The following is a 22,698-nucleotide window of genomic DNA, read 5'->3' as shown; positions in this document are numbered from 1 at the left end:
TGCTTAAAAAATTATCATTTTAAAAACTTTGCCTGCATTATCAAAATAGCAAATTTTTTGTTTGGTTAGTGTAAATAATACAATTAGTTATCGAAAAAGATATTAAAATGATATATTTGTGTTTGTTCACAAATCAACTATCAAAAATCAAGATACGTTACTTACTATGAGATTAAGCCAAAAGACATTAACTTTTCAGAATGAAGTCCTCACGAGGTTCGATTTATATAAAAGTTTGTTCTTGACTTTACCCTTCCAACGGGTAAAGCACACAGGAACGATTCTGCCATTTTTTACGACCCATTGTGAAAAGGGAGTGGAAGAGCATTTATCACCGGAGGTAATCATTGATAGTTTTTTCGGTCAGTATGAACAGTATGTTCAAGAAGATGACCGTTTGGACTTGTTGTTTCGCATTGTTCAATATATAGAACGTCAAGTTGTATTATTTGATGCGGTTGAAGATTCAGCGTTCAAGGCCGTTGGTAAAAGTGATGAAACCGGCGGATTAGAATCCATTTTTAATCTAGCGCAGACTAATCCACAATTGAAGAAACAGGTCGTTTCCAGGTTGAAGGATATGTCCGTAAGGTTAGTGTTGACTGCTCACCCTACGCAGTTCTATCCAGGACCTGTGTTGTCCATCATCAATGACTTGATTGATGAGCTCAAGAAAAACGATATTCCAACCATACACCTTTTGCTTCAGCAATTAGGAAAGACTCCATTTATTAATAAACAAAGTCCGACTCCCGTGGATGAAGCGATCAGTTTGGCTTGGTTTCTTGAGAATGTATTCTACAGTGTGGCATCAGGCATAGAAGCTAAAATTGAAGATGAACTAGAAATCAACCCTAAGGATGTAAATCATCTGATAGAGCTGGGCTTTTGGCCAGGAGGAGACCGTGACGGTAATCCAAACGTAACCTGGGAAAGCACGAAAAAGGTTGCCAATTTATTGAGAACCATCCTCTTTAGGTGCTATTATCGTGACTTCAGGATCGTAAAAAGAAGGATTACTTTCAGGGGCGTCGAGCAGTACATGGAAGAGCTTCAAGAATTGTTCTATGAAAACAGCTTCAACCCTAGTGATACTCCAGTCGATGAAACTCAGCGGATCTTACATAACTTAACTGAGATCATCCGTGTCCTGAAAGAAAACCACGATGGCTTATTCGTAGAGATTGTGGAAGACCTGAGAAGAAAAGTCCAAACTTTCGGCTGTTATTTCACGACACTTGATATTCGTCAGGATAGTAGTGCCTTGCGAAGTACCTTTGATTGGTTAGTTCAAACCTATCCAAAGGAGACAGGAATTAAAATAAAAGAAATTGAAGGCTCTGAGGAAGAGAAAGAAAAACATATCAAATTCACGGAAGCAACTTTAGAGTTGCAAGATGGTATTGACCCACTTGTTGAAGATACAATCAAGGTTATCCGTCTGATCAAAGAAATTCAATCCACTGGAAGTGAAAGAGCGGTTCAACGTTTTATTATTTCCAACTGCCAGAAAGCTTCTGACATCTTAGGCTTGATGCAGCTATTCTTATGGGAAGGCTGGACCAAGAAAGACCTGACCATGGATTTTGTACCTCTTTTTGAAACCGTAGATGATTTGAAGCATGCCGCTGATGTGATGCGCAGTTTGTATTCAAATCCAGTGTATGCAGCTCACTTAAAGAAAAGAGGAAACAAACAGACCATTATGCTTGGATTCTCCGATAGTACCAAGGATGGTGGTTATCTGATGGCGAACTGGTCTATCTACAAAGCGAAGATTGAATTGACGGCCATTTCTAGGGAGTATGATGTGGATCTGATCTTCTTTGATGGTCGCGGTGGCCCTCCAGCTCGTGGTGGTGGTAAAACCCAACGTTTCTACGCTTCAATGGGTAAAGAAATCGAAAACAACCATATTCAATTGACTATCCAAGGACAGACTATCAGTAGTCAGTATGGCTCATTGGATTCCGCAAAATACAATATCGAACAATTATTACATGCTGGTCTGATATCTGACCTGCAACAAAGGGTAGGAGATACCTTGACGGCAAAACAAAAAGATGTGATCGACCGCATGGCGGCAGAGAGCCATCAGAAATTCTTGGAATTAAGGCATCATCCTTTGTTCCTGAAATATCTAGAAACCTTGAGTCCATTGAAATCGCTTTCCAGCATGAATATTTCAAGTAGACCAATGAAGAGAAATTCAGGAAGGGAGCTGCGGTTGGAAGACCTTCGTGCCATCAGTTTTGTGACTTCATGGAGTCAGTTGAAACAGAATATCCCCGGATTCTTCGGCGTTGGCTCAGCCTTGCAATGGGCAGAGGACAATAACCTTTGGTCTTATGTGAAGAACCTATATGAAACTTCCGGTATGTTCAATACAGTAATCGACAACTGTATGATGTCGATGACCAAGTCCAATTTTGACATCACATCTTACATGAAAGATGATGCAAGATTTGGAGAATTCTGGACAATGTTGAAAGATGAATTCGATTTGACCAAGAAATATCTGTTGAAACTGACCGGTATGAAAGAATTAATGGAAAATTATCCAGTGGAAAGAGCATCAATTTTAGAAAGAGAAAAAATTATCCTTCCATTGTTGATTATCCAGCATTATGCCATCCGTTTGCTTGAAAAGCAGAAAATGGAGGAATCCAAAGCAGAAACATACCGCAAATTAATTGGCCGAACCATATATGGAGTGGTGAATGCAGGAAGAAATTTAGCTTAGATTGAATTTGAATTAGATAGAAATAGGCATTAATAGGGATATTTTTTTATTTTTGTGTGTTTTTAAAATAATAAAGCGATGAAATTAAATACATTATTAGTTGCAGCAGTTCTTGCAAGTACTTCTTTATCTTCTTGTGTTTTCAAAACGGCTGAAGAAAACCAATTGAAATACACACATACGACATTGGTTGATGGTGATGCGTATGCTTTCTTCAGACAAGTAGGGTCCATCGCACCTTATGAGGTTTCCTACGCAGAACATGTAGCTACTGTGGGTAATGCACAAGCAAAAGATGCTGCCGCTAAAGCTGCTAAGTTTTTCTCAGATATCCTTCCTAAAATGGATTCTTTGGCTACCAAGTACAAAGTTGATTTCCCAATCTTAGGAACAGAGAAATTCACAGGTGAAAGTCAAGAAAATATCGCAGTTGAACCTAATGAAGCTCCAGTGGTTGTTCAAGATTCTACTATTGCAGACTCTGTAGCTCCTTTGGCTTTGCAACATTCAAAAGTTTATTCTGACCAAGAGTACTTAACCCATATCCAACACCAAGTTGCTTTGGTTAAAGAACAATTCAGAAGACTTTCTCGTAATACCAATGAAGACTTGAGAGATTTTGCGCAATCTCAAACAGAAACTGTTGCTCAGTTGTTTACTGCCGTAGGTGGTAAAGCAGATGCCCATGCGCATCACTAAGCAAAGATAAATGACAGAAAACAAAATAGTTACAGGTATATTGTCGTATGGAATGTCCGGAAGGGTATTCCATGCGCCATTTATAGAGGTTAACCCCAACTTCGAATTAAGAGGAATTGTAGAGCGATCCAAGAAATTGGCGCAGGAAAGATACCCAAATATCATCAGCTATGATTCAGTGGACGACTTGATCAACGATCCTGAGATTGAACTGGTCATCGTCAATACGCCAAATGATACCCATGTTGAATTCGCATTAAGAGCTCTAAAGGCCGGCAAACATGTGCTGATCGAAAAGCCTTTTGCACCAACTGCTCCCGAAGCCAACGTGCTTTTTAAAGTAGCTGAAGACATGGGGAAACACATCTTACCTTTCCATAACCGCCGTTTTGATGCAGATTTCCTTGCGTTAAAGAAAGTGATAGAAAACAATGAGGTTGGACGTCCAATCGAATTGCATATTCGCTTTGATCGTTTTAAACCCGATTTAGGACCCAAGCTGTTTAAAGAAACTAAAGTGCCCGCTTCAGGGGTTATTTATGACCTTGGATCCCATCTTTTGGACCAAGCCATTTCTTTGTTCGGCAAGCCTAAAGCCATGACCAAGGTCAGGGGCGTGTATAGGCCTGGATCGATTGTAGACGATTATGGTTGCATTATCCTAAATTACACTTCTGGATTAAATGTTTATATCACAGCCAGTCTATTGGTGGCAAACCCACAAGCTAGTTTTGTGCTACATGGTACCAAAGGTAGTTTTGTCAAGAACAGGACCGATGTACAAGAAGCGCAGTTGATCGATGGCATGTTACCGAATAATCCAGCCTATGGAATCGAACCGGAAGGGATGGAAGGTGTTCTGACGATTCCTGATGAAGAAGGTAATTTAGTGTCTAAGTTTGTTCCTGCAGAATTAGGCAATTATATGGGATTGTTCAATGAAGTCTACCGTACGATTCGTGAAGATGAGCCTTATTTTGTCAGTAAAGACCAAATCCTTTGGCAGTTGGAGATCTTAGAACCGAATAAATAAAACTTCTATTTAATATAAAGTTTACATTTAGTTAATTTAGGATTTTTAACATTGTTAAACTTTTCAAATCTAATATAACGTGAGATATGCCGCTATTGATATCGGTTCCAATGCAGTCCGTCTGTTGATTGCCGATATTATTGTAAGAGAGAACGAAATCACATTTAACAAAAACACTTTACTTCGAGTTCCACTTCGATTGGGAGACGATGCCTTTATACATCAACATATTTCTGAGGGTAAATTTGAGAGCATGATCAAGACCATGAGTGCTTTCAGGAACCTGATGGATGTCTATAAAGTTTCCGATTATATGGCTTGCGCGACTTCAGCGATGCGCGATGCGGATAATGGAAAGGACGTTGTCAAGGCCTGTAGCGAAGCAGGAGTGGATATTGATATCATAGATGGAGCTATTGAGGCTCAGATCATTTATAATGTACATAGCCATACGAGCATGGATAGAAATAAGGTTTACCTGTATATCGATGTAGGTGGTGGTAGTACTGAGATTTCCTTGTTTGCAAACGGAGAATTAGTGGCTTCTAGATCTTTCAATCTAGGAACGATCCGTATCCTGGATAACCAAGATAACCCGGAGACTTGGGATGATATGAAGCTTTGGGTGAAGAATATTACCAAGGGTTACAAGAATATTTATGGAATCGGTAGTGGTGGCAACATCAACAAGTTGTCTCGATTGGCAAATGAAAAAGCTGATAAGCCCATTTCCTATGCGAAACTGAAAGCTTTATATGTTTACCTGAATTCGTATTCTCTGAAAGATAGGATCAATGTCCTTGAATTAAAGCAAGATAGGGCAGACGTAATTATTCCAGCTTCCGAGATCTTCCTGACGATTATGAAAGTCGGTCACCTGAAGAATATCATGGCTCCGCGTATCGGTCTGGCAGATGGAATTATCCAAACGTTAATCAATAAAAATCTTAAGAAGGAAAAGGTCTAAATCCGTTGCAAAAATCAAAATAAAGAGTATTTTTGCGATGTCTAAGCCCAGGTGGCGAAATTGGTAGACGCACCATCTTGAGGGGGTGGCGCCCGATTGGGTGTGGCAGTTCGAATCTGCTCCTGGGCACCCTAAAAAATAATAAAGGAGTTATCTGATTTAGATAGCTCCTTTTTAATTTCCATCAATTAAGTCCAACAAAAATCCCCTTTGTCCTGAAAACAAAGGGGATTTTTTGTGGCTTGTTAACAAGCCTGATATCTGCTATAGATTATTGGCCTTAGCTGTAATTTCAGCAATATCCAATACCTTGATTTCCTGTTCTTTTTCTTTCACCTTAACCCCATCGCTCAACATGGTCATACAAAACGGGCAAGCGGAAGCAACGATGTTCGCCTTCGATTCAATGACATCCTCGATGCGTTCCACATTGATGTCCTTATCTCCTTTCTCAGGTTCTTTAAACATCTGGGCGCCACCAGCACCACAACAAAGTCCATTTGACTTACAGCGCTTTAATTCGACCAAGTCTGCATCCAGTACTTCCAAAGCTTTACGCGGAGCCTCATATACTCCATTTCCGCGTCCTAAATAACAAGGATCATGGAAGGTTATCTTCTTCCCTTTAAATTCATGTCCATCGGCAGGTCTCAACTTACCCTCATCGATCAAGGATTGGATCAATTGGGAATGGTGGATCACTTCGTAATGGCCGCCAAGACTTGGATATTCATTCTTGATGGTATTGAAACAGTGCGGACAAGCCGTAACGATTTTCTTGATTTCATAACCATCCAACACCTGGATGTTCATCATCGCCTGCATCTGAAACAAGAATTCATTTCCTGCACGTTTTGCCGGATCACCTGTACAGCTTTCTTCTGTACCTAAAATAGCATATTTGATGCCTACATGTTGGAGGATTTTGCAGATGTCCCTAGTGATACGTTGCGCACGTTCATCAAAACTTCCAGCACAGCCCACCCAGAACAAAAGATCTGGACTTTCGCCCTTTGCTACCAATTCTGCAACTGTAGGTATATGTAATTGATTTTCCATGATTTTTAATTTTATTGATTTGCCCAATTCGCACGGTCTGCCTGTGAATATTTCCACGGCGCTCCGTTGTTCTCCAAATTCGAGAACATGTTATTGATGCTGGATGGAGCTTGTGATTCTTCCATCACGGCATACTGCCTTAAGCCTATGATAATTTCCAATGGATTGATGTTGACAGGACATTGCTCCACGCAGGCATTACAGCTTGTACAAGCCCATATTTCCTCTCGGCTGACATAGGTGTCCAATAATGCCTTTCCATCCTCTACAAAGCTTCCATTCTTGTCGATATTCTTTCCAACCTCTGCCACACGGTCCCTGGTGTCCATCATGATCTTTCGAGGGGAGAGTAATTTCCCCGTAATATTGGCTGGACAGGCCGAGGTACAACGACCACATTCGGTACAGGTATAAGCATCCAATAGATTCTTCCAAGTCAAATCCTGGACATCCTTTACCCCAAATCTACTAGGTTCGCCGGTAGGAGGGGGAAGGCTTGGATCCAACATCACTTTTACCTCCTCTGTTACGGAAGGCATATTGTCAAATTCGCCTTTTGGTTCCAATCTGCTGAAATACGTATTTGGGAATGCCAATAGGATATGTAAATGTTTGGAAATCGGCAGATAGTTCAAGAAAGCCAAAACTCCAACGATATGGAACCACCAACAGAATCTTTCAATCCCAATCAATACGGAAGGTGAATCTGGAAGGATTCCCACTAGATAGGAACTGATTGGAAAGGAACCCACTGCATGGTATCCTTCTACCCCTAGGACCTGTAATTTTAGGTCGGCAGCATTCATGGTTAAAAATGCAGCCATCAATAAGATTTCAGCCGTCAGGATCAGGTTCGCATCAGTTTTTGGCCAATTGTTCAGCTCGCTTTGGTTCAAGCGCTTTACCTTCAAAACATTTCTGCGAATCATAAAGACCACACAGCCCATCAGTACCAAGAAGGCCAAGATCTCAAACGAGAAGATCAAGAAATCATAGAGTCCGCCCAAGGCTTCTGAAAATACCCGGTGAGTACCAAACAAACCATCGATCACGATCTCCAACATCTCTATATTGATGATCACGAACCCTACATAAACAAACAAATGGAGCAAAGCTGGAATCGGTCGCTTGAACATCTTCTTCTGTCCAAAGGCTACCAACAACATAATTTTTATCCGTTCTCCGGGTTGATCAAAGCGATCAACGGATTTACCCAGCTTAATATTTCTATAGATTTTACTCGCGTTCCTATAGAATAATACCAAGGCCGCCAGTAAGATAATACCAAAAATCAGTTGACTTATCATAGTTTAATACTTAGGTTAACAAATATAATTAATCAGATTATACTATGCATGCATAATAAATTATTTAGAAAGATTAAAAATAATTGTCAGGATTCAATAACGATTAAGAGCCTGGAAATCAAGTTAAGTATAATAATTGATACAACAAATAGCCCTTAAAATTAAGCCCCATTTTGTATATTGCAAGCTATTATCAACCTTAAAAAACAAGTCTCCTGTGATAAATAATGTGAATTTCTGGTAATTACCGCGATTTTCCACAGAGGCTAATTTTTACAAAAAAGCAAGAGATGGCAAATAGTAACAACAGCTTTGATGTAATCGTCATTGGATCTGGGATCTCCGGGGGATGGGCAGCAAAAGAATTTTGTGAGAAAGGATTCAAGACCTTGGTCTTGGAGCGCGGTTTTGATGTGCAGCATGTTAAAGATTATCCTACCGCCTATATGGATCCTTGGCAATTTGACCATCATATGCAAGTCCCACTAAAAATCAAACAGGAGAATCCCATTGCGGCCCGATGCTATGCTTTCAATGAAGATGCCATGCATTTTTTCACGAAGGACAAGGATCAGGAATACGTACAGGAGAAACCTTTCGATTGGATCCGTGGCTACCATGTAGGGGGCAAATCTTTGTTATGGGCACGGCAGGTGCAACGCTGGAGCGACCATGATTTTACAGGACCAGCCCGGGATGGCTTTGCCTTAGATTGGCCAATTCGATATGCCGATATAGCCCCTTGGTATAGCCATGTAGAAAAGTTCATTGGTGTTTCAGGTAATCGGGATGGTAATGCCGCCATGCCAGATGGTGAATTCCTTCCCGCATTCGAATTAAATGCCGTGGAACAGATGATCCAAAAGAAATTGCCAAGCAAATACAAGGACCGTCAGGTAATTGCCGGTCGTTGTGCACATATTACAGACCCACAACCTATCCATATTGAACAGGGTAGGACCAAGTGCCAGAACAGGACCATGTGTCAACGGGGATGTCCATTTGGAGGTTATTTCAGTTCCAATGCCTCTACTTTGCCATGGGCAGCCAAAACGGGTAATTTAACTATTAGGCCTAATTCCATCGTGGAATCTATTATCTATAGTGAGGACCAACAGAAAGCCACAGGTGTGAGGATAATTGATGCCGAAACCCAGAAGACTTCCGAATATTTCGCGAAGGTGATTTTTGTGAATGCTTCTACCATCGCCAGTAACCAGATTTTATTGAACTCGACTTCCAAGCGGTTTCCAAATGGATTAGGCAATGACTCCGGACTGCTTGGTAAATACATTGCATTCCATAATTATCTTGGTTCCATTTCAGCCAGCATTGAAGGTTTTGAAGATATGTACTATTACGGTCGTAGACCGACCCAACCCATCATCCCTAATTTTAGAAATGTAAAGAGGCAGGAAATGGATTTCCTTCGCGGATATGCTTCATTCTTTGGAGCCTATCGAGGAAGGGGAGGAAGCAGTGAAATGCAGGTAGGCGGAGATTTTAAGGATAGCCTATCGGAAGTAGGAGGCTGGGGAATCGGCATGATGATGCAAGGGGAAACCATTCCCAAAGAGGATAACCATGTCCGCCTAAGTCCCGATCTCAAAGATAAATTTGGGATGGCGCAGCTGATTTTCCACGTAGGATATGATGACAATGACCAAAAAAGCATGCAGGATTTCCTAGATCAAGGGGCAGAGATGTTGGATTATATCGGCGCTAAGAATATCAGTCAGCACAATAGCAAACAAAACCCGGGCTTGGATATCCACGAGATGGGGGGAGCAAGGATGGGGTCCGATCCTAAAACCTCTATTTTAAATAAATGGAATCAGGTACACGAATGCAAGAATGTCTTTGTCACGGATGGAGCAAGCATGACCTCAACAGGAACCCAGAATCCATCATTGACCTTTATGGCATTGACAGCCCGAGCTGCTAATTTTGCCATGGATGAAATGAAAAAGGGAAACCTATAGATTTAAGATATTTAAGCACAGGGCTGGAAATAAAAAAAGGATCAACAATGGTTGATCCTTTTTTTTATCCTTTAGCTTTTGGAATTATTTCTTTGGAGCAGCAGCTGGTGCAGCAGTAGCAGAAACACCTAATTTAGTTTTGATGTCTGCAGTCAAATCGTCACCACCTTGGAAGTAAGGAACACTACCAGAAGAGATATCTAAAACATATGCATAGCCTTTTTCTTTAGCTACTGCATTGATAGCAGTCATTACTTTTTGCTCGATTGGAGCGTATAATTCTTGTTGTTTTTGACCAATTTCTTCTTGTGCAGCTTGTTGAACACTTTGGATACGAGTTTCCATTTCACGCATGGTGTTAGCGATAGTTTGAACCTCTGCGTCTACAGTTTCTTTGTTCGCTTCACTACGGTTTCTCAATTTCTCGTTCGCGTTGTTTTGTTGTTTTTGGTATTCACTGATCATACCTTGAATTTCCTTTTGCTTAGTCTCTTGCAAGGTTTTCATTTGACCTTCAGCAGCTTTGAATTCATTGGTAGACTGAACAATTTCTGCTGTGTTGATATGTCCAATTTTTTGTTGTGCATTTACTGCGTTACCCGCCAATAAAATTCCTGTTGCTAATACTACACTTTTCAATAAATTTTTCATGCTTTTTTTGTTAGTCTTATATTTTCGGATATAAGGATATTCTTGTTTTGTTTTATGTTAAATAATAAAATTAGTTCGCAATTATAATAAAAAATATTAATTCGCTAAAGAAGGATTAGGTTTCAACCCTAATTTAGTGATAACATCGTTACTTTTATCCAAATTTGGATTGGCATAAAGGAATGCATTTTCACTTCTTTTATCCATGATGAAATCAAACTGACCAGCAGCGGCTACATCTTGGATAGCCTTAGTGACACGAGCTTGGATAGGCTTCATCAAGTTTTCACGTTGTTTGAAAAGCTCTCCTTCGAAACCAAATTTGCTGCGTTGAAATTCTTTTACAGCCTTTTCCTTGTTCACGATTTCATCCTCACGGCGTCTGCGCATATCAGGATTTAAGTTCGCTTGATCCTTTTGGTACGACTGGTACATGGTTTCAATTTCTGCGTACTGTTTATCAACCTCAGCTTGCCATACTTTAGATTGATCATCTAATTGTTTTTGAGCTGAATTATATTCAGGGATATGCTTCATGACATATTCCGAATCTACATATGCTAATTTCTGGGCAAACGAAACCGAAGCCAACATAGTTAACATCACGATTAATATTCCTATTCTTTTCATCGACATATTATTTTTTAAATTCTATGTTTAAGACAATTTAATTATTAAAAAGTTTAATTAGAATCCACCCATATTTTGGATAATACTGAATGTGAAGTTTTGTTTCCAGCGATCAGTAGTCAATCCAGGGATAGGATCCAGTGCATGACCGTAGTCGATACCCAACATACCAAAGATTGGTAAGAAGATACGTGCACCAACACCCACAGAACGACGAACCTTGAATGGGTTCACTTCATCAAATTTGTTCCAGGTATTACCTGCCTCAGCAAATGCTAAAGCGAATACGGTTGCCTGATCATTCAACATGATCGGGTGACGTAATTCTATTTGGTATTTCGCATAAATTGGACTACCCGATTGGATGGCAATACCTTGTTGGTTACTTCCTGTAGAGGCTGGAATCAATGCACCATTTGCGTAACCACGCATCGCAATGATCTCCGATCCTTGTAAGAAGTCAAAGCCTTGCATACCATCACCACCTAATTTAAAACGCTCAAATGGTGAAATTGGTGCCTGTGAGCTGTAATTTCCTAAGTATCCAAACTGTGCCTGAGCTTTAAATACTAACTTGCCGGCAATCTTAGTATACCATTGTGAGTCAAATTTCCACTTGTGGTATTCTGTGAATTTGTACTTTTCATTATCCGGAACAGTTTCATAATTCATGTTGTTCCATAATGAATATGGAGGCGTCAATTGAACCGAAAACTTGATGTTTGAACCCGAAGTAGGGTAGATCGGCGCATCGATGGAGTTACGGCTGATTTCTTGGGTAAAGTTGATGTTGTATGCAGTACCATCCGAGAACACGAAGATACCACCATAGTTATCCAAGAAATAACGTTGGTAAGACAATGAACTGTTGATCTGGAAATAGTTATCTGGCCATTGCAGACGTTTACCTAAGGTAGCAGTTACACCGTGCATTTGGATTTTAGGGATACCCTCATAATCCTCATAACGGTTTTCCAAATAGTTATAACGTTGTAATTGTGAATTCGAGATATAAGCACTCAAACCAAAGTAAATAGGCTTCTTACCACCTAACCAAGGCTCCGAGAATGAGAAGCTATACGATTGATAGCGTTTTCCTGAAGTCTGTCCACGGATGCTCAATTTCTGTCCGTCTCCTCGAGGAAGTGGTTTCCAAGATTCTTTCTTGAAGAAATTGCTAGTAGAGAAGTTGTTAAAGGTTAAACCTAAAGTACCGATTACCTGACCAGCACCATAACCTCCTGATAACTCAACCTGATCGGATGGTTTTTCCGCAACGGAAAACTCAATGTCAGTCGTTCCCTCTTCATAGTTCAAGTTCGTAGGCATAGGCTGAACCTTTTGCTCATCAAACATTCCTAATTGGGAGATCTCACGAACACTTCTTACCAATAACTCACGTGAATATTTCTGTCCAGGTTTTGTATAGATGGAACGTAACACTACACGGTCATTGGTTACATCGTTACCTTTTAAGATCACATTGTTGATGGTATATTGCTTACCTTCAAACATCTGGATTTCTAAATCAATAGTATCTTGATAGATACGTTTGATCACTGGTTGAACACTGAATGTTAGGTATCCATCGTTTTGGTAGATCGCAGCGATATCATCAGAGTTCCTGGTTGGACCGCTCAATTTAGAGTTCAATTTTTCTTCACTATAGACATCACCATGTTGGATACCCAATAGGATATTTAAGGTAGAGTCTTTGAATTTTGAGTTTCCAGACCATGAGATATTACCTACATAGTACTTAGGACCCTCGTATACATCGATGTCAATGGCAACCTCATTGTTGTCATGACGTCTTACAGTATCTTTTAAGATTTGCGCATCACGGAAACCTTTGTCTTGCATTTTAGCGACCAGGTTTGTTTTTGCTTCTTCATATTTATCTTCCTTGAACTTACCAGGTCCAAATACCCTGAACCATGCTCTAGGGCGTACACCTTTCATAAACTTAGTCAATTGTTTATTACTGAATTCCTCATTTCCAGTAAAATTGATGCTGTTTACTTTTATCTTTTTATTCCTTTCCACATCCACCACGACAATCTCGTTGTTGGCTTGGCCAGAGTCTGGTTTGGTCGTGATCTTGATATCTGGGAAAAGGAAGGATTTTTCTCTTAGGAATTTTTCAATGGTTGCTTTGGTGGTCAACAATAGGTTATCGTTGACAATTTTACCGGCATTGGTGTTCAATCGCTTGCGGACTTCCTCAGTTTGGGACTTGCTCAGTCCATTGATGTCAATCCTCGTCAATCGCGGTCTTTCCACCACCCTGATTTCTAGGAAGATGGTTTCTTCTTGGATTTTGGTAGCATATAATTGAACGTCTTCGAACAGGTTTTGCGCCATCAAATCCTTGATTACATTTGATGTTTGTTCGCTTGGAACCTCGATATATTGCCCAACTGATAATTTGGAAATCGTGATGAGGACATCGGCGTCAAGGTACTGTGCACCAGTAACGGTTACTCCACCGATAACATAGTTCTTAGGGTCCAAATAACTGATGTCGTCTGGATTGTTCAAATTCAAAGGCCTATTTCCTGTTATCTGAGCCTGCGCGAAATTGCAAATTAAGAAGGTGAGTAAAATAGAAAGTTTAATTATACGCTTCATCTACTTTTTATTATGTCTGCTAAAGTACAGCAAAGTCTTGTTAATTTTTGTTAAAAGAAATATTACGAATTTCTGACAGTAAGCCTGTCGAAATTAAAATGTTGCAAAAGTAATGATTTCTTATAATTGTTCACTAGTTTTCCCAAATCTTCTTTCTCTATTTTGATATAAGTAAATACATTCAAATAGAGTTTCCCTAGAAAACTCGGGCCACATGATAGGTAAGAAAAACAGCTCAGAGTACGCAATTTGCCACAACATATAGTTGCTAATGCGCTCTTCACCACTTGTTCTGATCAAAAGGTCGGGGTCAGGGATGCCATGTGTATAAAGATTGTTGCTAAACATTTCTTCATTGATTTCATCGACAGAAATTTCACCTTTTTTAACTTTTTCAGCGATGGATTTTGTCGCATCCAGGATCTCTTGGCGGGATCCATAGCTCAATGCTAGGGTCAATGTGCAACCCGTATTGTTCTTGGTTTGTTCAATGGTAGACTGAAGCGTCACCTGACAATGGGCAGGTAGATCGGACATACGGCCAATACTGTTGACACGGATATTGTTTTCTTGGAAAGTGGGTAGTTCTTGGTTCAATGAATTTACTAAGAGTTCCATCAATGCATCCACCTCAAATTGCGGTCTGTTCCAATTTTCAGTAGAAAAGGCATATAAGGTCAAATAGTTAAGGCCAATCTCAACAGCGGCCTCCAATGCTTCACGGACTGCAGTCACACCGTTTTTATGGCCAAAGACACGAAGCTCGCCCTTTTCCTTTGCCCAACGGCCATTGCCGTCCATGATGATGGCAATATGCTGAGGTATTCTGTTTTTATCTATCTTATCTTTAAAACTCATTAGATAATTTCATTAATTCTTTGAATAGTTTTGTGTCAACCCTAATCTAGTCCATACTTGATGCCATCCTGAAAAATCAGCAGGGTTAAATATAGCTTGTAAATTATGAGTTTGTTGATAATGTAGGTTAATTAATCCGCTCTGGAGGCCAAGTTGTTTTTGTCCTAAATTTTTGTTGATAGGAATGATTGCAAATGAATTATCAAATAAAATTGATTCGCTTTTCATCTCGAATGTTGGTCCCAATAGTTTCAGATTTTATCGTAAAGATACAGGTTTTAAGATTATCCCTATATAAATTTTATTGAATTAAGGAGAATAGGGACTCTTCTTAGTAATTTCTCACGTCTATTCCCCAAAGCAGTTTTTCGCGCAAGATGCCAAAATATTGATCATTCTGCAAGCGGATCAGGTTAATGCTGAAGGGGGCTTTAGTGATCAATAAGCTGGTTTTTGTACTCAAGGTATGGCTTTTTGAATCACAGCTCAATATATATTTCTCGGTGCGGCTTTCAATCTCCAAACGCAATTGCATATTCTCGTTCACCACGATAGGACGCACATTTAAGTTATGTGGAGAAATAGGGGTGATCACAAAATTGCCACTGCCAGGCATAATAATAGGTCCGCCGCAGCTTAAGGAATAAGCTGTAGAACCAGTTGGCGTGGCGATGATCAATCCATCTGCCCAATAAGAGTTAAGAAGTTCATTGTCCAATACGGCATGTACGGTGATCATGGCGGAAGAGTCTGACCTAAATACAGTGATATCATTCAAGGCAAAATCCTCGCCCTTAATAAAGGTACCATCCGAACTCTCTACCTGTAATAGAGCACGTTTTTGGATTTGGTAGTTATTAGAAAGGATTTGGTCCAATGCTTCTTCCATGTGATTCTTGGAGATATTGGCCAAAAAGCCCAACCGGCCGAAATTGATCCCTGCTAATGGAATCCCTGAATCTTTGATCAAGGTCGCGGCAGAAAGCATGGTGCCATCACCACCCAAGCTGAGCATAAAGGCAATATCCGAAGGAAGATCTTTATGGGATTTGAATTTCTTAAAGGTAAAGTCTAGCTTGCATAAGCGCTTAAGGAAACTGTGGAAATCCTGATGGATGTATACTTGCACATTCTTTTCACGCAGGTAGGTAAATAATTCAATGACATATCCTATCACGGATTGGTTAAACTCTCGACCGTATACTGCTATGGACAGCTCTTTCATGCTTTTGATAATATTTTGCGCAAAGATGAAAAATTCTAAGAATTAAATATTCAAATAGTTCATTAAAAGATTATATCTTTCTTGAATATCATTTTGATCCGAGCCATCATTGAAGGTAGCTTTTACCACATAATCATGTCTCCATAGGGAAGCCAAGACCGAGGAAATATTGTTTTTATTTACCTTGATGGTCAGTTCAACCTTGCTGGAATTCTCGATAGGCCTGATCCCTGTATTCAATATCTTGGTGTTTTCAGATTCTATGATATGGGCAACATGGGTTAAGCTATTGTCCCTATCTTCCATCTCCAGAACGATGATCGCTCCTTTATCTTGGTTAGAGATGGTTTGATTGACCGATCTCAATAAATCTTTCTGTGTGATGACCCCTACGTATTCTTTTTGTTTGTTGACAATAGGTAACAGGTCAAACTGGTAAGTTTCCAAGTATTGGAGGGCATCATAGATGTGCTGATAGTCGTATAAATAAATAAAAGGAAAGGTAAGTTTCAGTTCTTTGATCAGGGTTTCCTCATCTTGGGCCGATAGCAGATCCTCCTCGGTGATGAGTCCGAGGTATTCTTTGCCCTTTACTACAGGAAGTTGATGGAAATGCAGCTCATTGACTTTATCTAACGAAAAAGCAACCGTATCGTTCGGGTGAACTTCGGTATAGAGCGTTGATATGTTTTCACCGATATACATGAAACCTTTTATTTATTAAACTACAATAAACGCAAAACGTTTAATTTTAGTTTAAAATTGCGATTATCGCTAAGGTAGTGAAAATATTATTTTGATATAAAATAAAAAGATGTTTTAGTCATCTTAAAACTAATTATGTAATTTTACAAAACTTTTATAAAAGAGTATTATAGTATATGAGCTTACAAAAGCAAGAGAAGTTTATTGAAATCAGGGAAGTAATACGAAAGAAAAGTCCAGGTTTAGCCAAATGGATACCCAAGCCATTATTGAGTTACCTCACAAAGACAATCCACGAAGATGAAATAAACTACATCATGACTACCTATCATGATGATATGGGATTAGATTTTGTCGACTCATTATTAAAAGAGCTTAAGGTTAACGTACATTTGGAAGGCGCTGAGCATATTCCTTTAGATGAAAGTGTCATCTTTGCTTCCAATCATCCCTTGGGTGGTTTAGATGGGGTAGCTTTTATGCAAGCCATCGGGAAGTACAGAAAAGATGTGAAATTTTTGGTCAATGACATTTTGATGAATGTCCGCAACCTTGAACCTTTATTCGTTCCTGTAAATAAAGTCGGTAGTCAAAGTAAAACGGCAATAGCTGCAATCGAAAATGCCTATGCCTCGGACCATGCTTTGCTTGTTTTTCCGGCTGGACTTGTTTCTAGGAAGATTAAAGGGGAAATCGTAGACCTTGAATGGAAAAAAAGCTTTATTACGAAAGCCAAAAAATATAAAAAAGACATTGTCCCTGTCTACATCGAAGGACGCAACTCGAATTTCTTTTACAACCTATCGAGAATAAGACACAAAATAGGATTAAAAGCAAATATTGAAATGTTATATTTACCTGATGAGATGTTTTCCCAAAGGGGGAAGGACATTACCATCAGGATTGGGAAGAGAATTCCCTATACCCATTTTGACACCAGTAAAAATGAACGTCAATGGGCAGCTGAAGTAAAAGAAATGGTTTATGCCATGGCTCATGGTAAATAATAATTTATGCAAGAAATAATTCAACCGGTAGATAGAGATCTAATCAAGCAAGAACTTACTAAAGAAGCCTTCGTTCGTTATACCAATAACGGCAGCAATGAGGTCTATTTAGTGAACTATCATACCGCACCTAATATAATGCGCGAGATAGGTAGATTGAGAGAGCTGACCTTTAGGGGAGCTGGTGGCGGTACTGGTCTTCCTCTTGATATAGACGAAAACGATACATCTACACATAATTACGATCAATTGATCGCTTGGAACCCCGAAGATGAAGAAATCATTGCAGGGTACCGTGTTATCAAATGTGACCAAGCAACTGCTGAGGATGGTGAAATCCACCTTTCTACAGCTCATTATTTTGACTTCTCCGATAAATTCAAGAAAGATTTCCTGCCCTATACCATTGAATTGGGACGTTCTTGGGTTCAACCTAAGTATCAACCCGCAATAGACAACAGAAAGGGAATCTTCTCCTTAGACAATCTATGGGACGGTCTTGGGGCATTGGTCCTGATCAATCCGGATGTGAAATATCTATTCGGTAAAGTAACGATGTATCCGCATTACAACCCTGAAGCCAGGGATCTGCTGATCTACTTCATGAACCATTACTTCCCAGATAAAGATAATTTGGTAGAACCTACTAAAGAACTTTATTTAGGATATAAAACCGATATCTCTAAGCATGAAGGCATCTTTGATGGCTTGGAGTATAAAGAAGGTTATAAAGTACTGAATGCAAAGGTCAGGGAACTGGATGAGAATATCCCTCCTTTGATCAATACCTATATGAACCTTTCTCCAACCATGCGTGTTTTCGGTACCGCTAGAAACAATGAATTTGGGGAAGTGGAAGAAACCGGCATCATGATTACCTTGGATGATATCTACCCTGCGAAAAAGGAGAGACACATGTCGACCTTTGAAAGGGACAGGCACTTTGGCCATCGTCCTGTAAAGACTAGATAAACTGTTGGATAAAAAAGTACCTTTTTTTTGGACTTTTTTAGGGACCTCCTTTTAGTTTTATTCGAGCCATATTTTCAAATTTCCGAATATGCCTCGAATGAGAGTAAAACAAAAGCAAGAGGATCTGCCAAAACAGATTGGATAATATTATATCATAAAAATAGAAAGCCCTCGATGTACCAACATCGAGGGCTTTTGTATGAGCTGTATTTAATCCTAGGGATATAAAGCCATCTCTAAATGGGGGATATTATCTTCTAAATTGACATCGCTCTCAATCTGGAATCCAAGTCCGGTATAGAAACGTGTCAGGTATTCCTGAGCGCTGATCCGGATCGGAACCTCTGGAAAATCCATTTTTGTTTGTTCAATGGCTTTGTCCATCAGGATCTGACCATATTGATGCTTGCGGTAATCCGCATGAACGACCACTCTGCCGATCGAACTGCAATCCGGGTAGGACACATTTGGTGGCAATAATCTTGCATAAGCAATGCAGGTATCTCCATCCATGGCAAAGAGATGTTTCCCTTTGAGGTCCTTATCGTCACATTCTGGATAAAGACAGTCCTGTTCCAACATAAAGACATTGATCCGGAGCTGCAAAATCTTATAGAGTTCCAAGGAACTTAGCTCTGCAAAGGACTTTATTCTCCAGTCCATTTCCCGTCTAGCTTAATAATGATTTTACGACTTCAGAAATGGTTCTTCCGTCCGCTTGACCTGCAAGTTTTTGGTTTGCTGCACCCATAACCTTACCCATGTCTTTGATCGATGAGGCTCCGGTCTCTGCAATAATGCCTTTCACTACATTTTCGATGGCGTCGCGATCTAGTTGTTTAGGAAGGAATTCTTCAATAACCTCCAATTCTTCAATTTCAATGGTATATAGATCCTTACGGTCTTGTTGCTGATAGATTTCAGCCGATTCTTTGCGTTGTTTAGCTAATTTCTGTAAAACCTTGATCTCTGTGTCTTCAGTCAATGCTTCCGTATGGCCTTTTTCGGTATTTGCCAATAAGATTGCCGCTTTGATCGCACGCAATCCACGTAACCTTACATTGTCCTTAGCGATCATTGCCGCTTTGATATCTTGGTTTATTTTTGCTTCTAATGACATATATATAGTATTTATTTTCTAATAACAAGTGTACCGTTTGCTTGGGCGGTTGGCATTACCAATAGGTCGTTGATATTGACATGCTTTGGTCTGGAAAGGACGAAAGATACGATCTCGGCGATGTCTTGGCCTGATAGGGGGGTCAATCCCTTGTAAACTGTTTTTGCACGATCTTTATCGCCATGGAACCTCACTTCGGAGAATTCGGTCTCTACCATGCCGGGGTCTATACTGGTGACCTTGATGCCTTTGGCCAGCAGGTCAATGCGCATGGCTTTGGTCAAAGCATCCACAGCATGTTTAGTAGCGCAGTAGACATTCCCGTTTGGATAGACTTCTTTTCCTGCGATAGATCCCATATTGATGATATGAGCTTGTTCACTACCTTCCATCATGGGGATGACAAATTTGCTGACATACAATAAGCCTTTGACATTGGTGTCGATCATACGGTCCCAGTCGCCAATCTGTCCATCTTGGATGGAGTCTAAACCTTGGCTAAGACCAGCGTTATTGATTAGGATATCGACCTTTTTCCATTCCTGTGGAAGGTTGGATAAAGTGGTTTCTACCTCTTCCGCATTGCGGACATCCAATTTAAAGCTATGGGTTTCGGTATTAGGGTTGATGGTTTTGATTTTTTGAATCAATTCTTCCAGTTTTTCAACTCTTCTGGCACATAAAAGAAATCTGTATTTATTTTCTTTTGCCAATTCCAGGGCGCAAGCTTCTCCGATTCCAGAGCTAGCTCCCGTGATTAAAACTGTCCTCATTTTATTGAAATTTATTTTACTTGGCTTCATACTTTTTTCCCGAATGGAGATCCGGAATTTCAGTAGATGCTTGATTATGATACATAACAAATATACAACAAAAGACTAAAAATTTCTGTTCCTGCAAATGCTTTCATAAACTTAAAGAGTACCTGAAAGCGCTTAACTCGTTGACTATGAATTGAAGAGGGCAAAAGGCCTGAAAATAACTGTTTGCATGACCCTTTCGGGTAGGTTATTCACATCGGCCAATCTTATCCACATTCGGGTAAAGGCTTGATTTTTAATGCGTATATTTAGTTATTAACAGGTTCTTCACAATTGATGTTGATTATTAGTCCCTGTTTTACAACTGCTATTGCATGATTGTTGGAGCACCTATTTTTTACTGTTCAAAACTTGATAGTAGGGCGACTTTTATTTTTCTTACATTTGTTACCCTATCCTTGAAAACAGGGTGAATCAAGCCGAGAAATATTTTTTAGTATGTCTTTAGAAAACGAATTTAACAACAGTACGTCAGGACAACCTAGTCGTGCAAATTTCAACAAGAAAAGAACGAGCTTAAATAACTTAGTCTCCGGACTAGGCAAGCTCCCTCCGCAAGCATTGGACCTTGAGGAGGCAGTGTTAGGTGCCCTGATGTTGGAGAAAAATGCACTAAGTGAAGTCATTGATATCTTGAAACCAGAGTCGTTTTATAAAGAGTCGCATCAGAAGATCTTCCAGGCTATCTATAACCTATTCCAGAAGACTTCCCCAATCGATATTTTGACCGTAGTTGCTGAACTGCGCCAGATGGGAGCCTTGGAAATGGTGGGCGGTGCCTATTATATCACACAGTTGACAGACCGTGTGGTTTCTGCTGCCAATATAGAATACCATGCCCGTATTATTTCGCAAAAATATATTCAGCGTGAATTGATCAAGGTTTCTACGGAAATCATCAATTCATCCTATGATGAAACCTCGGATATCTTCGATCTATTGGATCATGCCGAGAAATCCCTTTTTGATATTGCCCAAAACAACTTGCGAAGAGATTCCAGAAAGATGGACGATATCATGCGGGAAGCGATTTCTTCATTGGAATCCCTACGTGATAAAACCGATGGTTTGACGGGTATTCCTTCAGGCCTGACTGCATTGGACAGAATGACCTCAGGTTGGCAACCTTCTGACTTGGTGATTATCGCGGCTCGTCCTGCGATGGGTAAAACGGCATTCGTATTATCTGTTGCGCGTAATGCTGCAGTAGACCATAATAAAGCGGTAGCTGTATTCTCGCTGGAGATGTCATCCGTGCAGTTGGTGAACCGTTTGATCGCAGGTGAAACAGAGATTGAACAAGAGAAACTGAAAAAAGGAAATCTAGCCGACCATGAATGGCAGCAATTGCACTCCAGGATTGGTCGTTTGACTGAGGCGCCATTGATTATTGATGATACGCCGGCACTGAATGTGTTTGAATTCCGTGCTAAGTGTAGACGTCTGAAGGCTCAGTATGATATACAGATGGTAATCGTCGATTACTTGCAGTTAATGCATGGTAAAGCTGATGGTAAAGGTGGTGGTAACCGTGAACAGGAGATCGGTAGTATTTCACGTGCCCTAAAATCAGTAGCGAAAGAATTGAACATTCCAGTTTTGGCCTTGTCGCAGTTAAGTCGTGCGGTTGAGTCTAGACCAGGTAACAGTAAGCGTCCTATGTTATCCGACTTACGTGAGTCTGGATCTATTGAGCAGGATGCCGATATGGTATTGTTCCTGTACCGTCCAGAGTACTACGGATTGTTAGAAGATGAGGAAGGAAGATCCACCGTAGGGGTGGGAGAGGTTATTATCTCCAAACACCGTAACGGTGAGACCGGTATTGTTCCATTGCGTTTCGTCGGTAAATATGTGAAGTTCGTCGATCTTGAGGATGATTTCTCGGGAATGGGTCCAGATGGCGGAAGCTTCAACGACTTCGGCGGTGGAATGGGGAATGCAATCCAACCATCAGGTAATTTCGGCGACTTCGGCGGAGGGATCACCATGCCATCCCGAATGAATGATATGCCGGATGATGCACCGTTTTAGAATTGCAAAAACACTGTAGGGGCGTGTCGCATACGCCCCCATCATGTAAACAAAATATAAATGCACCCGGAAGAGTGCTTTTTTTTGTGGAAAGTTGAAAAAGATCATATCCCAAAATGGGTGTTTATTGATGGCTTGTATTAGGCGGGTGGTTGCGATACACCTACGAACTCTCTTGCCTTTCCGGTATGATCTTGGTCTATCCTCGCATCCCTTTAATCCTGGTTCAAATGTATACGGCGGGCGGATGCAAT

20 protein-coding genes and 1 tRNA gene are annotated in these 22,698 nt (G+C 40.2%); 9 read left to right on the top strand and 12 right to left on the bottom strand.

All coding sequences use genetic code 11. The features are described from left to right. The first annotated feature begins 166 nt into the window (after positions 1-166). The 5 genes from ACK2WI_RS11170 to ACK2WI_RS11150 all read left to right on the top strand — a co-directional run bounded on the left by ACK2WI_RS11170 (position 167) and on the right by ACK2WI_RS11150 (position 5,571). Positions 167-2,743 (top strand): phosphoenolpyruvate carboxylase, encoded by a 2,577-nt coding sequence (locus tag ACK2WI_RS11170; protein WP_409150839.1) that lies wholly within the window; start codon positions 167-169, stop codon positions 2,741-2,743. Between the two features lie 78 nt (positions 2,744-2,821). Next, positions 2,822-3,442 (top strand): hypothetical protein, encoded by a 621-nt coding sequence (locus tag ACK2WI_RS11165; RefSeq protein WP_312696935.1) that lies wholly within the window; start codon positions 2,822-2,824, stop codon positions 3,440-3,442. Between the two features lie 10 nt (positions 3,443-3,452). Next, positions 3,453-4,475, top strand: a complete 1,023-nt coding sequence (locus tag ACK2WI_RS11160; protein ID WP_409150837.1) for a Gfo/Idh/MocA family oxidoreductase — start codon at positions 3,453-3,455, stop codon at positions 4,473-4,475. A gap of 79 nt (positions 4,476-4,554) precedes the next feature. Then, the gene (locus ACK2WI_RS11155) at positions 4,555-5,442 is read left to right on the top strand and encodes a hypothetical protein (RefSeq protein WP_093098285.1); all 888 of its coding nucleotides are present in this window, start codon (positions 4,555-4,557) and stop codon (positions 5,440-5,442) included. A gap of 45 nt (positions 5,443-5,487) precedes the next feature. Beyond that, positions 5,488-5,571: transfer RNA gene (locus ACK2WI_RS11150), tRNA-Leu, on the top strand. 135 nt (positions 5,572-5,706) lie between these two features. Here ACK2WI_RS11150 and ACK2WI_RS11145 read toward each other — a convergent pair. Continuing rightward, positions 5,707-6,501, bottom strand: coding sequence for a (Fe-S)-binding protein (locus ACK2WI_RS11145; RefSeq protein ID WP_093098283.1), 795 nt, complete (start codon positions 6,499-6,501; stop codon positions 5,707-5,709). A gap of 11 nt (positions 6,502-6,512) precedes the next feature. Continuing rightward, on the bottom strand, positions 6,513-7,808 hold the full coding sequence (locus ACK2WI_RS11140) for a 4Fe-4S dicluster domain-containing protein (protein WP_409150835.1): 1,296 nt from the start codon (positions 7,806-7,808) through the stop codon (positions 6,513-6,515). A gap of 290 nt (positions 7,809-8,098) precedes the next feature. Between ACK2WI_RS11140 and ACK2WI_RS11135 the strand changes: the two genes are divergently transcribed. Further along, the gene (locus ACK2WI_RS11135; protein WP_409150833.1) at positions 8,099-9,790 is read left to right on the top strand and encodes a GMC oxidoreductase; all 1,692 of its coding nucleotides are present in this window, start codon (positions 8,099-8,101) and stop codon (positions 9,788-9,790) included. An 84-nt stretch (positions 9,791-9,874) separates the two neighbouring features. Here ACK2WI_RS11135 and ACK2WI_RS11130 read toward each other — a convergent pair whose 3' ends face one another. The 7 genes from ACK2WI_RS11130 to ACK2WI_RS11100 all read right to left on the bottom strand — a co-directional run bounded on the left by ACK2WI_RS11130 (position 9,875) and on the right by ACK2WI_RS11100 (position 16,490). After that, positions 9,875-10,441, bottom strand: coding sequence for an OmpH family outer membrane protein (locus ACK2WI_RS11130; protein ID WP_093098279.1), 567 nt, complete (start codon positions 10,439-10,441; stop codon positions 9,875-9,877). A 96-nt stretch (positions 10,442-10,537) separates the two neighbouring features. After that, on the bottom strand, positions 10,538-11,071 hold the full coding sequence (locus ACK2WI_RS11125) for an OmpH family outer membrane protein (protein ID WP_093098503.1): 534 nt from the start codon (positions 11,069-11,071) through the stop codon (positions 10,538-10,540). Between the two features lie 57 nt (positions 11,072-11,128). Continuing rightward, positions 11,129-13,702: an outer membrane protein assembly factor BamA gene (gene bamA, locus ACK2WI_RS11120; RefSeq protein WP_409150832.1), complete on the bottom strand. Its 2,574-nt coding sequence runs from the start codon at positions 13,700-13,702 to the stop codon at positions 11,129-11,131. Between the two features lie 120 nt (positions 13,703-13,822). After that, positions 13,823-14,560: an isoprenyl transferase gene (locus ACK2WI_RS11115; protein ID WP_409150831.1), complete on the bottom strand. Its 738-nt coding sequence runs from the start codon at positions 14,558-14,560 to the stop codon at positions 13,823-13,825. A gap of 12 nt (positions 14,561-14,572) precedes the next feature. Beyond that, positions 14,573-14,788, bottom strand: a complete 216-nt coding sequence (locus ACK2WI_RS11110; RefSeq protein WP_093098274.1) for a hypothetical protein — start codon at positions 14,786-14,788, stop codon at positions 14,573-14,575. Positions 14,789-14,891: 103 nt separating this feature from the next. Further along, positions 14,892-15,785 carry an NAD kinase gene (locus ACK2WI_RS11105; protein WP_307724195.1) on the bottom strand — a complete coding sequence of 298 codons (894 nt, stop codon included), beginning with the start codon at positions 15,783-15,785 and terminating at the stop codon, positions 14,892-14,894. Between the two features lie 42 nt (positions 15,786-15,827). Then, complete coding sequence (locus ACK2WI_RS11100) at positions 15,828-16,490, bottom strand: CBS domain-containing protein (RefSeq protein ID WP_093098273.1); 663 nt, start codon at positions 16,488-16,490, stop codon at positions 15,828-15,830. A gap of 176 nt (positions 16,491-16,666) precedes the next feature. On the opposite strand from ACK2WI_RS11100, the gene ACK2WI_RS11095 reads away from it, so the two are divergent. Then, complete coding sequence (locus tag ACK2WI_RS11095) at positions 16,667-17,497, top strand: 1-acyl-sn-glycerol-3-phosphate acyltransferase (protein ID WP_093098271.1); 831 nt, start codon at positions 16,667-16,669, stop codon at positions 17,495-17,497. A gap of 6 nt (positions 17,498-17,503) precedes the next feature. Then, a complete protein-coding gene (locus ACK2WI_RS11090; protein ID WP_312696930.1) occupies positions 17,504-18,469 on the top strand; it encodes a GNAT family N-acetyltransferase in 966 nt (321 codons plus the stop codon). Between the two features lie 216 nt (positions 18,470-18,685). On the opposite strand, the gene ACK2WI_RS11085 is transcribed toward ACK2WI_RS11090, so the two are convergent. From ACK2WI_RS11085 to ACK2WI_RS11075, 3 genes are read right to left on the bottom strand one after another with little or no spacing between them, the layout of a single operon-like run. After that, entirely contained in the window at positions 18,686-19,132 is a 447-nt protein-coding gene (locus ACK2WI_RS11085; RefSeq protein ID WP_409150828.1) for a GNAT family N-acetyltransferase, read from the bottom strand. A 7-nt stretch (positions 19,133-19,139) separates the two neighbouring features. Further along, a complete protein-coding gene (locus tag ACK2WI_RS11080; RefSeq protein ID WP_093098267.1) occupies positions 19,140-19,589 on the bottom strand; it encodes a GatB/YqeY domain-containing protein in 450 nt (149 codons plus the stop codon). 11 nt (positions 19,590-19,600) lie between these two features. After that, complete coding sequence (locus tag ACK2WI_RS11075) at positions 19,601-20,362, bottom strand: SDR family NAD(P)-dependent oxidoreductase (RefSeq protein ID WP_093098265.1); 762 nt, start codon at positions 20,360-20,362, stop codon at positions 19,601-19,603. A 486-nt stretch (positions 20,363-20,848) separates the two neighbouring features. On the opposite strand from ACK2WI_RS11075, the gene dnaB reads away from it, so the two are divergent. Beyond that, the gene (gene dnaB / locus ACK2WI_RS11070) at positions 20,849-22,444 is read left to right on the top strand and encodes a replicative DNA helicase (RefSeq protein ID WP_093098264.1); all 1,596 of its coding nucleotides are present in this window, start codon (positions 20,849-20,851) and stop codon (positions 22,442-22,444) included. Positions 22,445-22,698: the final 254 nt, after the last annotated feature.

It is taken from the genome of Sphingobacterium sp. BS-2, from assembly GCF_046161205.1.
GTDB lineage: Bacteria > Bacteroidota > Bacteroidia > Sphingobacteriales > Sphingobacteriaceae > Sphingobacterium > Sphingobacterium mizutaii.
This window is presented reverse-complemented; position numbering and strand designations above follow the sequence as displayed.

What these genes read in the sequence shown, in the direction of transcription:
- dnaB (WP_093098264.1), top strand. Translation starts at nt 20,849, where the DNA reads ATGTCTTTAGAAAACGAATTTAACAACAGTACGTCAGGACAACCTAGT.
- ACK2WI_RS11080 (WP_093098267.1), bottom strand. Translation starts at nt 19,589, where the DNA reads ATGTCATTAGAAGCAAAAATAAACCAAGATATCAAAGCGGCAATGATC.
- bamA (WP_409150832.1), bottom strand. Translation starts at nt 13,702, where the DNA reads ATGAAGCGTATAATTAAACTTTCTATTTTACTCACCTTCTTAATTTGC.
- ACK2WI_RS11135 (WP_409150833.1), top strand. Translation starts at nt 8,099, where the DNA reads ATGGCAAATAGTAACAACAGCTTTGATGTAATCGTCATTGGATCTGGG.
- ACK2WI_RS11125 (WP_093098503.1), bottom strand. Translation starts at nt 11,071, where the DNA reads ATGAAAAGAATAGGAATATTAATCGTGATGTTAACTATGTTGGCTTCG.
- ACK2WI_RS11090 (WP_312696930.1), top strand. Translation starts at nt 17,504, where the DNA reads ATGCAAGAAATAATTCAACCGGTAGATAGAGATCTAATCAAGCAAGAA.
- ACK2WI_RS11075 (WP_093098265.1), bottom strand. Translation starts at nt 20,362, where the DNA reads ATGAGGACAGTTTTAATCACGGGAGCTAGCTCTGGAATCGGAGAAGCT.
- ACK2WI_RS11145 (WP_093098283.1), bottom strand. Translation starts at nt 6,501, where the DNA reads ATGGAAAATCAATTACATATACCTACAGTTGCAGAATTGGTAGCAAAG.
- ACK2WI_RS11095 (WP_093098271.1), top strand. Translation starts at nt 16,667, where the DNA reads ATGAGCTTACAAAAGCAAGAGAAGTTTATTGAAATCAGGGAAGTAATA.
- ACK2WI_RS11105 (WP_307724195.1), bottom strand. Translation starts at nt 15,785, where the DNA reads ATGAAAGAGCTGTCCATAGCAGTATACGGTCGAGAGTTTAACCAATCC.
- ACK2WI_RS11160 (WP_409150837.1), top strand. Translation starts at nt 3,453, where the DNA reads ATGACAGAAAACAAAATAGTTACAGGTATATTGTCGTATGGAATGTCC.
- ACK2WI_RS11170 (WP_409150839.1), top strand. Translation starts at nt 167, where the DNA reads ATGAGATTAAGCCAAAAGACATTAACTTTTCAGAATGAAGTCCTCACG.
- ACK2WI_RS11130 (WP_093098279.1), bottom strand. Translation starts at nt 10,441, where the DNA reads ATGAAAAATTTATTGAAAAGTGTAGTATTAGCAACAGGAATTTTATTG.
- ACK2WI_RS11165 (WP_312696935.1), top strand. Translation starts at nt 2,822, where the DNA reads ATGAAATTAAATACATTATTAGTTGCAGCAGTTCTTGCAAGTACTTCT.
- ACK2WI_RS11085 (WP_409150828.1), bottom strand. Translation starts at nt 19,132, where the DNA reads ATGGACTGGAGAATAAAGTCCTTTGCAGAGCTAAGTTCCTTGGAACTC.
- ACK2WI_RS11110 (WP_093098274.1), bottom strand. Translation starts at nt 14,788, where the DNA reads ATGAAAAGCGAATCAATTTTATTTGATAATTCATTTGCAATCATTCCT.
- ACK2WI_RS11140 (WP_409150835.1), bottom strand. Translation starts at nt 7,808, where the DNA reads ATGATAAGTCAACTGATTTTTGGTATTATCTTACTGGCGGCCTTGGTA.
- ACK2WI_RS11100 (WP_093098273.1), bottom strand. Translation starts at nt 16,490, where the DNA reads ATGTATATCGGTGAAAACATATCAACGCTCTATACCGAAGTTCACCCG.
- ACK2WI_RS11115 (WP_409150831.1), bottom strand. Translation starts at nt 14,560, where the DNA reads ATGAGTTTTAAAGATAAGATAGATAAAAACAGAATACCTCAGCATATT.